An 8,541-nucleotide genomic window follows, 5' to 3' on the forward strand; every position below is an offset into this window, starting at 1 on the left:
GCGCCGGGCCTCCCCCGCCCGCCCCGCGCACCGCGCCCCGGCCGCCGCCGCACCGGCCCCCGCCGCCAAGTCGCGCCCGCGACAGCCCGCGCGCCCCGGGCCCCGGCCCGCGCCGGGACGTACGTACGACATGACGCCCCTGTGCGAGGCGGCCCGCGGCACGGTGTCCCCGGAGATCGTCGCCCTGTGCCACTGATCCGGCGGCCCGGCAAGGGGGCGCCAAGGGCGGCTAATTGGGTGGATGCGCGGCTTCCGGATACCTAGGGTGACCGGGCACCCCGTCCCGAGCAGGAGCCCGATCATGCGCACGCACTACCCCCGTACGGCGCACCTGCCGTGGTCCCCCGGCGCCACGCCGGACGACGTACGCGCGAGCGGGCCGTCGGCGCTGGCCGGGCGGGAGGTCGTCGTCACCGAGAAGCTCGACGGGGAGAACACCACCCTCTACGCGGACGGCCTCCACGCCCGCTCGCTCGACTCCGGCCACCACCCGTCGCGCGCCTGGGTCAAGGGGCTCCAGGGCCGGATCGGGGGCGGCATACCGGCGGGGTGGCGGGTGTGCGGGGAGAACCTCTACGCCCGGCACTCGCTCGCCTACGAGGAACTCGACAGCTGGTTCTACGGGTTCTCGGTGTGGGACGGCGACCACTGCCTCGACTGGGACCGGACCGTGCGCTTCCTCGGGCGGCTCGGCGTCCCCGCCCCGCGCGTCCTGTGGCGCGGGGTCTACGACGAGCGCGCACTGCGCGGGCTGCGCCCCGACACCTCCCGGCAGGAGGGGTACGTCGTCCGGACGGTGGCGGGCTTCCGGCGCGAGGACTTCGGCCGGTACGTGGCCAAGTGGGTGCGCGGGGGCCACGTACAGACGGACACGCACTGGATGTACGCGCCCGTCGTCCCGAACGGGCTCGGCGCGAACGCCCCGCTGTGGGCGGTCCGTTCGGGCGCCGAGCCGGATGTGGCAGGACTGCTGCGCGCCGTGGGCCCGGGCCGGGACGCGGCGGGGGCCGTTGACGGTGTGGAGCACGCCGTCGCCGAGGTCGGCGCACGGCTCGACGGGGCGGGCCGCACCGGGGAGGCCCGGCTGGCCGGGGTCCTGGCCGCCGCCCTGCACCGCGAGCCCCGGGCCGCCCTCGGCGCGCGCCTGGCGGCGGGGCCGCTCGGGATGCGGACGGCCCGCCGGGTCGCGGACCTGGTCGGGCTGTACCCGGCGCTGCGGCGGCCGTTCCCGGACGAGGAGCGGCGGGCCGGGCTGGTCCGGATGGCGGCGGCGGCCGATCTCGGGGTGCTGCACGCGCTGGCGGCGGCCCTGCCGGGCGGCGAGGACGACGCCGGGGCGCGGGAGTGCGTGGAGTGGTCCGCGCTGTGCGCCGAGGAGGCGGGGCTGCTCGCCCCGGACCCGCTGGGCGCGCTGCGGACCGGGCTGCGGGAGGCCCTCGCCGGCCTGGACGGTGACGCCGCCGACCGGTGCTGGGCCGAGGCCCGCGAGGCCTTCGGGCGGGGCACGCTGTCGACGGCCGGGGAGGCGGTGGCGGCGACCTGGCGCTGGCGCGACGCCGGGTCCTTCCCCCGGCTGGTGCAGCTGTGCGGTCCCTCGGGCAGCGGGAAGAGCACGTTCGCGCGGAGCCTGCCGGGGGTCGACGCGTACGTCAGCCTCGACGACCTGCGCTCCGCCCGGGGTTCGCGCGCCGACCAGCGGGCCAACCCGGAGGTGCTGCGCGAGGGGCTGGAGCGGCTGGACCGGGCGCTGGCCGCGGGCGGCACCGTGGTGTGGGACGCCACCTCGCTGACGGACCGCCAGCGAAGCCTGGCCGGTGCGGTCGCACGGCGCCGGGACGCGCTGGTCACCCAGGTGGTGGTGCTGGTCGGGGAGGCGGAGCTGGTACGGCGCAACGCCGTGCGCCCGCATCCGGTGCCGGAGTCCGTCCTGGCGGCGCAGCTGCGCCGGTTCGGGCCGCCGTACCCGGGACAGGCGCACCGCACCTGGTACGTGGGCGCGAGCGGCGCCGTCGAGGACACCGCGGGCGGCCTCGGGCCGGGCCGCGCCGAGGGGGAGGACCTCTGATGCGCACCAGTGAGCAGCTCTACCACCAGGTCCGCTGGGACCCCCGCTTCGATCCGGCGCGGTTCACGCTGGGCCTGCTCCAGCGGGGGGCCGCCCCCAAGCGGGTGCCGCTGCCCTCCTTCGTGCCGGGCGGGGACATCCCCTGGCACCGGGTGCTGTTCGTCGAGGCGGACGGCGAGCTGGTGTGGGACCGGGCCTCCGGGGTGGACCTGATCGACACGACGCGGGCCGGGCGGGTACGGGAGACCCGCCTGCTGCCCGCCCCGTTCTTCACGGCCCGGACCCCGCACGCGTGGGACCCGGCCGACGGCGGCGGCTGGCGGCCGGCGCAGGCCGGGCCGGCCGCGCACCCGCCGGACCGCGTACGGCTGCTGACCTGGAACACCCTGTGGGACCGGTACGACGCCCCGCGCATCGCCACCGCCCGGCGCAGGCCGCTGCTGCTGGCGGACCTGGCGGCGGCCGACGCCGATGTGATCGCGCTCCAGGAGGTGGAACCGGCGCTGCTCGCGCTGCTGCTGGCCGCGCCGTGGGTGCGGGCCGGGTACACGCTGGGCACCGATCCGGACGGCGCGGACGTGGCCGACAGCGGGCTGGTGATCCTGAGCCGGCTGCCGGTGCGGGAGGCGGGCCTGCACGCGCTGCGCCCGCACAAGGCGGTCGCCGCCGTCACGGTGGACACGGCGGGCGGACCGCTGGTCGTCGCCGCGACCCACCTGACCAGCGACCACACCGCGGACGGAGCCGCCCGGCGGGAGGCCGAACTGGCCCGTGTCTCCGAGGGGCTGGGCGGCGTCGAGGCCGAGGTCGCGCTGCTCGGCGACTTCAACGACGGCCGGTCGGGCGCCGAGGGGCCGGCCGCCGCGCTGGGGCTGCGCGACGCCTGGAGCGAGGCACACGGCCCGGCGGACGACACCCCGACCTTCGACCCCGGGGTGAACCCGCTGGCCGCGGTGGGGTCGCTGTCGGGGCGGGCCGCCCGGCTGGACCGGATCCTGCTGCGGCCGTCCGGCGGCGCCCGGGTGCGGCGGGCCGCGCTGCGGGGCGACTCCCCCGGGCCGGGAGGGCTGTTCGTCTCCGACCACTTCGGGGTGGAGGCGACCGTGGAGTACGGGGCCCCGGACGGGGGCGACGGGCGCGCGCGGCTCGGCGTCCCCGCGACGGCCCGGACGGCGGTGGCCTGGCTGGCGCCGGACGACCCGGCGGTGGGGGAGCTGCGGCGGGCGTACGACCCCCAGGTGGACCGCTGGCCGGCGCACGTGAACCTGCTGTTCGGCTTCGTACCGGAGTCCTCCTTCGAGGAGGCGCTGCCCCTGCTGGCCGAAGTCGCTGCGGGGGTGGAGCCGTTCACCGCCCGGCTGGAGGGGGTGCACTCGTTCGGGCACCGGGAGGACGCCACGCTGTGGCTGGACCCGGCGGCGGGCGAGGACGGCGACGCCCCGTGGCAGCGGCTGCGCCAGGCCCTGGCGGACCGCTTCCCGGGCTGCCGGGGGCGCGCGGACGGCTGGACCCCGCACCTGACGCTGGGCCGCAGCACGGACCCGCAGCGGGACGCGCGCGCGTGCGCGTCCCGGCTCGGCGCGGGGAGCTCCGCACGGGTGGCCGCACTGGCCGTACTGTCCCGGCGCGGAGCCGGCCCGATGCGCGTGCGCGCCACGGTGACCCTCGGCACGGGCGAGCTCCGCTGGGCTCCGCGGGAGGCTCCGCCCGGGGCGGCGGACCCGTCCGAGGCGGATTCGGCGGCCGTCGCGGCGCAGGTCGCGGCGCGGGTCGCGGCGGTGCTGTCCGAGGGGATCGTCGAGGTGGCCGGGTCGCGGCGGATGGGGTGCGCGCTGCCGGGGGCCGACCTGGATCTGGTGGCCGTGCTGCCGGGTGCGCCGGACGGCGCCACCGTACGGGCGCGGCTGGCGGCGGCGCTGCCGGAGGCGGAGCGGCTGCGGGAAGTGACGGGGGCGCGGGTGCCGGGGCTGCGGATGCGGGTGTCCGGGCTGGACGTGGACCTGGTGCTGGTCTCCGCCGGTGCGCTGGAGCCGCGGCGGGCCGTGGCACTGAGGGCGGAGCTGGGCGAGGCGGCCGCGGTGGCGCTGAGCGCGCTCGGCGACGCGGACGCCGTAGGGGAGTCCGTGGGCGCCGGGCACGCCGCCTTCGCCCGGCTGGCGCGCGAGGTGAAGGCCTGGGCGCGGGCGCGCGGCCTGGACTCGGCGCCCTTCGGCGGCCTGCCGGGGCTGGCCTGGGCGGTACTGGCGGCGCGGACCGTACGGGATGCCGGGGACCGTTCCCCGGAGGCGCTGCGGCGGGAGTTCTTCGGGACGTGGGCGGCATGGGACTGGTCGCGGCCGGTGGCCCTCGCCCCCGGCTCCCCCGACGTCCCGGGGCAGGACCCGGTCACCGTCCTCACCCCCTCCGCGCCCATCCGCAGTTGCACCGCCCAGGTGACCGCCGGGACGCGGGACCTGCTGGTCCGGGAGCTGTACCGGGCCTGGGAGGTGCTGGAGGAGGATCCGGCGGGGTTCGCGGGGCTCCTGTCGGTCCCGCCGCTGCACCGCCGGCACGCGGCCTGGGCGGTGGTCGACGTACGGGCGGACGGGCCGAGGGAGTTGGAGGAGCGGCTCGGCCGGGCCCGGGGCCGTCTGCGCGCCCTGCTCGGCGCCCTCGCGGACGCGGGACTGCGGGACGCGCACGCCTGGCCCCGCCCGTTCGAGCGGACCGGCGCGGTGGCCCGGTACGCGATCGGGCTGGGCCCGACCCCGCCGGACGCCACCGCTCTGGCGGCCCTCGCGGCCCCCTGGTCGGCCGGCCTTCCGGGCGTGGAGGTCACGTGGACCCCGGGCGGCGAGGTCCCCGACCTTTCCTGACGACGAGTAACGAAGACACCACCGCCTTCGGGACCCCCCGAACGGCCACTTCCCGAAGGCGGTGGCGGGCCCCGCCCCACCCCGTCGGGCACGGCGGAACGGAGCGGTCATGAGCGCCAGTACAGCCTCGCGGGGATTTTTCGTCAACACTTTTCACAAGGATTGAAGAAACCCCGAGTTCACAGCGCCGAAGGGGAGTTGACACTCCCTCCGGCCTTCAGTTCATGAACGCTCAACCCCTTGACGCCCCATGCGGCGGGCAGTTCACTCACGCTTCGATCCCCCCGGATCCTCACGTCAGGAGTGACCCCGCATGCCCCTCCTCTCCGATCGCCCGCCGCGGCTCACCGCCGCGGCGCTCGCCGCCGTGCTGGTCGCGGCCCTCCTCGTCCTCTTCCCGTCCGCCGCCGCCACCGCGGCGCCCGCACTCCTCTCCCAGGGCAAGCCCGCCACCGCCTCCAGCGTGGAGGGCGCCGGCACCCCGGCCGGCGCCGCCGTCGACGGAGACAACGGCACCCGCTGGTCGAGCCAGTTCGCCGACCCGCAGTGGGTCCAGGTCGACCTCGGCGCCCCGGCCCAGCTGAGCCAGGTCGTCCTGCGCTGGGAGGCCGCGGCCGCGAAGGCGTACCGGATCGAGCTGTCGACCGACGGCAGTAGCTGGTCCACCGCCTACTCGACCACCACCGGCAGCGGCGGGACCGTGACGCACGACATCACCGGCACCGCCCGCTACGTGCGGATGTACGGGACCCAGCGCACCACCGCCTACGGGTACTCCCTCTGGGAGTTCCAGGTCTACGGGACCTCCGGCGGCACCGGCCCGGACCTCCCCGGCGGCGGGGACCTGGGCCCGAACGTGATCGTCTTCGACCCGTCGACGCCGAACATCCAGGCCCGGCTCGACGAGGTCTTCCGTTGGCAGGAGTCGGCCCAGTTCGGCTCCGGCCGCTACCAGTTCCTCTTCAAGCCCGGCACCTACAACGGCCTCAACGCCCAGATCGGCTTCTACACCTCAGTCTCGGGCCTCGGCCTGAGCCCGGACGACACCACCATCAACGGTGACGTGACCGTCGACGCGGGCTGGTTCAACGGCAACGCCACCCAGAACTTCTGGCGTTCGGCGGAGAACCTCGCGCTCAACCCCGTGAACGGCACCGACCGCTGGGCCGTCTCCCAGGCCGCTCCCTTCCGCCGGATGCACGTCAAGGGCGGCCTCAACCTGGCCCCCGACGGCTTCGGCTGGGCCTCGGGCGGGTACATCGCCGACTCGAAGGTCGACGGGCAGATCGGCAACTACTCGCAGCAGCAGTGGTACACGCGGGACAGCTCCATCGGCGGCTGGTCCAACGGCGTCTGGAACCAGGTGTTCTCCGGCGTCCAGGGCGCGCCCGCGCAGGGCTTCCCCAACCCGCCGTACACCACCCTCGACACCACCCCCGTATCCCGGGAGAAGCCCTTCCTGTACCTGGACGGCGCCGAGTACAAGGTGTTCGTCCCGGCCAAGCGCACCGACGCGCGCGGCACTTCCTGGGGCAACGGGGCGCCGCAGGGCACTTCGGTCCCGCTGAGCCGGTTCTACGTCGTCAAGCCGGGCACGAGCGCCGCCACGATCAACCAGGCGCTGGCGCAGGGCCTGCACCTGCTGTTCACCCCCGGCGTCTACCACGTGAACCAGACGATCCAGGTCAACCGCCCGGACACGGTGGTCCTCGGCCTGGGCCTGGCCACGCTCATCCCGGACAACGGGGTGACGGCGATGAAGGTCGCCGACGTCGACGGGGTCCGCCTCGCGGGCTTCCTGATCGACGCGGGACCGGTCAACTCGCCGAGCCTGCTGGAGGTCGGCCCGGCCGGCACCACCACGGACCACGCGGCGAACCCGACCACCGTGCAGGACGTGTTCATCCGGGTCGGCGGGGCCGGTCCCGGCAAGGCCACGGCCGGCATGGTGATCAACAACCACGACACCATCGTCGACCACACCTGGATCTGGCGGGCCGACCACGGTGACGGCGTCGGCTGGGAGACCAACCGCTCCGACTACGGGTTCCGCGTCAACGGCGACGACGTCCTGGCCACCGGGCTGTTCGTCGAGCACTTCAACAAGTACGACGTGGAGTGGAACGGCGAGCGCGGCCGCACGGTGTTCTTCCAGAACGAGAAGGCCTACGACGCCCCCAACCAGGCGGCCGTCCAGAACGGCTCGGTCAAGGGCTACGCGGCGTACAAGGTCAAGGACTCGGTGAACACCCACGAGGGCTGGGGCCTGGGCAGCTACTGCTACTACAACGTGGACCCGACCATCCGTCAGGACCACGGTTTCGAGGTCCCCGTGAAGCCGGGCGTGAAGTTCCACGACCTGCTCGTGGTCTCGCTCGGCGGCAACGGCCAGTACGAGCACGTGGTCAACGGCACCGGCGCCCCCACCTCCGGCACCTCCACCACCCCGTCCACGGTCGTGTCCTTCCCCTGACCTCCCCCACCGGCCCCCGGCCACGCGGGGCGGCACCACGCCGCCCCGCGTGTCCCGGACCGGACGAGAGGGCCGGCTGCACCAACGCCTGGCGCCGTCCCGGCGGGTGAGGAGATCACCGTCCAGGCCCCGGCGACCGGTCCGCAGGGCGACCGGCGCGCGTGGGGCGCTCCGCTCAGACCTCGATGACGATCTTGCCCGCGGTGTGCCCGGCCTGGTTGAGGGCGAAGGCGGCCGCGAGGTCGGCGAGGGGGAAGGTCTCGGCGACCGTGACCGTCAGCTGCCCGGCGTCGGCGAGCGCCCCCAGGGCCCGGAGGTCGACGCCCGCGGGGCGGACCCACATCCACTGGCCGCCCTCGCCGAGGACGGCGTGGTCGGCGATGGAGGCGTGGCGGCCGCCTTCGGCGAGGACGGCCAAGGTGACGTCGAGGACGCCGCCGACGAAGTCCGCGACGACGGTGACCCCGTCGGGGGCCAGCGCGCGGACCCGGTCGGTGAGGCCGTCCCCGTAGGCGACGGGTTCGCAGCCCAGCGCGCGCAGCCGGTCGTGGTTGCGTTCGGAGGCGGTGCCGATGACGCGGGCGCCGAGGGCGCGGGCGATCTGCACGCCGAGGGATCCGACGCCGCCCGCCGCTCCGTGGATCAGCACGGTGTCGTCCTCGCCGACGCCGAGCCGGGTGAGCAGCTGGTAGGCGGTGAGCCCGGCCAGGGGCAGCCCGGCCGCCTGCTTCCAGCTGAGGGAGAGGGGCTTGGGCGCGAGGGCCCGTACGGGGACGGTGACGTACTCGGCGAAGGTGCCGCCGTGCACGTAGTCCTTGCGGGCGTAGGCGATGACCTCGTCGCCGGCCGTGAACTCGGGGGTGTCGATGCCGACGAACTCGACGGTGCCGGCCACGTCCCAGCCGGGGACGACCGGGTACACGACGTCCATGAGGGCGTCGAGGCCGCCCGCCATGATCTTCCAGTCGACGGGGTTGACGGAGGCGTACCGGACGCGGACGAGCACCTCGCCCGGGCCGACCTTGGGGACGGGCAGGCGGGTCTCGGAGAGCACCTCCGTCCCGCCGTACGTCTCGTACGTCATCGCCCGCATCGTGCCCTCGGTGTCCTCCGACATGTGCGCGACCTCTCCTCGAGCCGTGTGCCCG

General features: G+C 75.8%; 4 protein-coding genes and 1 pseudogene. 4 read left to right on the plus strand and 1 reads right to left on the minus strand.

What is annotated here, in order from left to right; genetic code table 11:
* The 4 genes and pseudogenes from ACFV0Q_RS33850 to ACFV0Q_RS33865 all read left to right on the plus strand — a co-directional run.
* Nucleotides 1-196 (plus strand): annotated as a pseudogene (locus tag ACFV0Q_RS33850) (hypothetical protein); the annotation flags it as partial.
* A gap of 105 nt (nucleotides 197-301) precedes the next feature.
* Complete coding sequence (locus tag ACFV0Q_RS33855) at nucleotides 302-2,065, plus strand: RNA ligase family protein (RefSeq protein ID WP_385010695.1); 1,764 nt, start codon at nucleotides 302-304, stop codon at nucleotides 2,063-2,065.
* On the plus strand, nucleotides 2,065-4,920 hold the full coding sequence (locus ACFV0Q_RS33860) for a poly(A) polymerase (RefSeq protein WP_385010697.1): 2,856 nt from the start codon (nucleotides 2,065-2,067) through the stop codon (nucleotides 4,918-4,920). Before ACFV0Q_RS33855 ends, ACFV0Q_RS33860 begins: the two co-directional genes overlap by 1 nt.
* A 313-nt stretch (nucleotides 4,921-5,233) precedes the next feature.
* Nucleotides 5,234-7,393 carry a discoidin domain-containing protein gene (locus tag ACFV0Q_RS33865; protein WP_385010699.1) on the plus strand — a complete coding sequence of 720 codons (2,160 nt, stop codon included), beginning with the start codon at nucleotides 5,234-5,236 and terminating at the stop codon, nucleotides 7,391-7,393.
* A gap of 175 nt (nucleotides 7,394-7,568) precedes the next feature.
* On the opposite strand, the gene ACFV0Q_RS33870 is transcribed toward ACFV0Q_RS33865, so the two are convergent.
* Nucleotides 7,569-8,486: an NADP-dependent oxidoreductase gene (locus tag ACFV0Q_RS33870; RefSeq protein WP_385010701.1), complete on the minus strand. Its 918-nt coding sequence runs from the start codon at nucleotides 8,484-8,486 to the stop codon at nucleotides 7,569-7,571.
* Nucleotides 8,487-8,541 lie beyond the last annotated feature (55 nt).

Origin of the sequence: Streptomyces sp. NPDC059564 (assembly GCF_042735575.1) — a bacterium.
Lineage (GTDB): Bacteria > Actinomycetota > Actinomycetes > Streptomycetales > Streptomycetaceae > Streptomyces.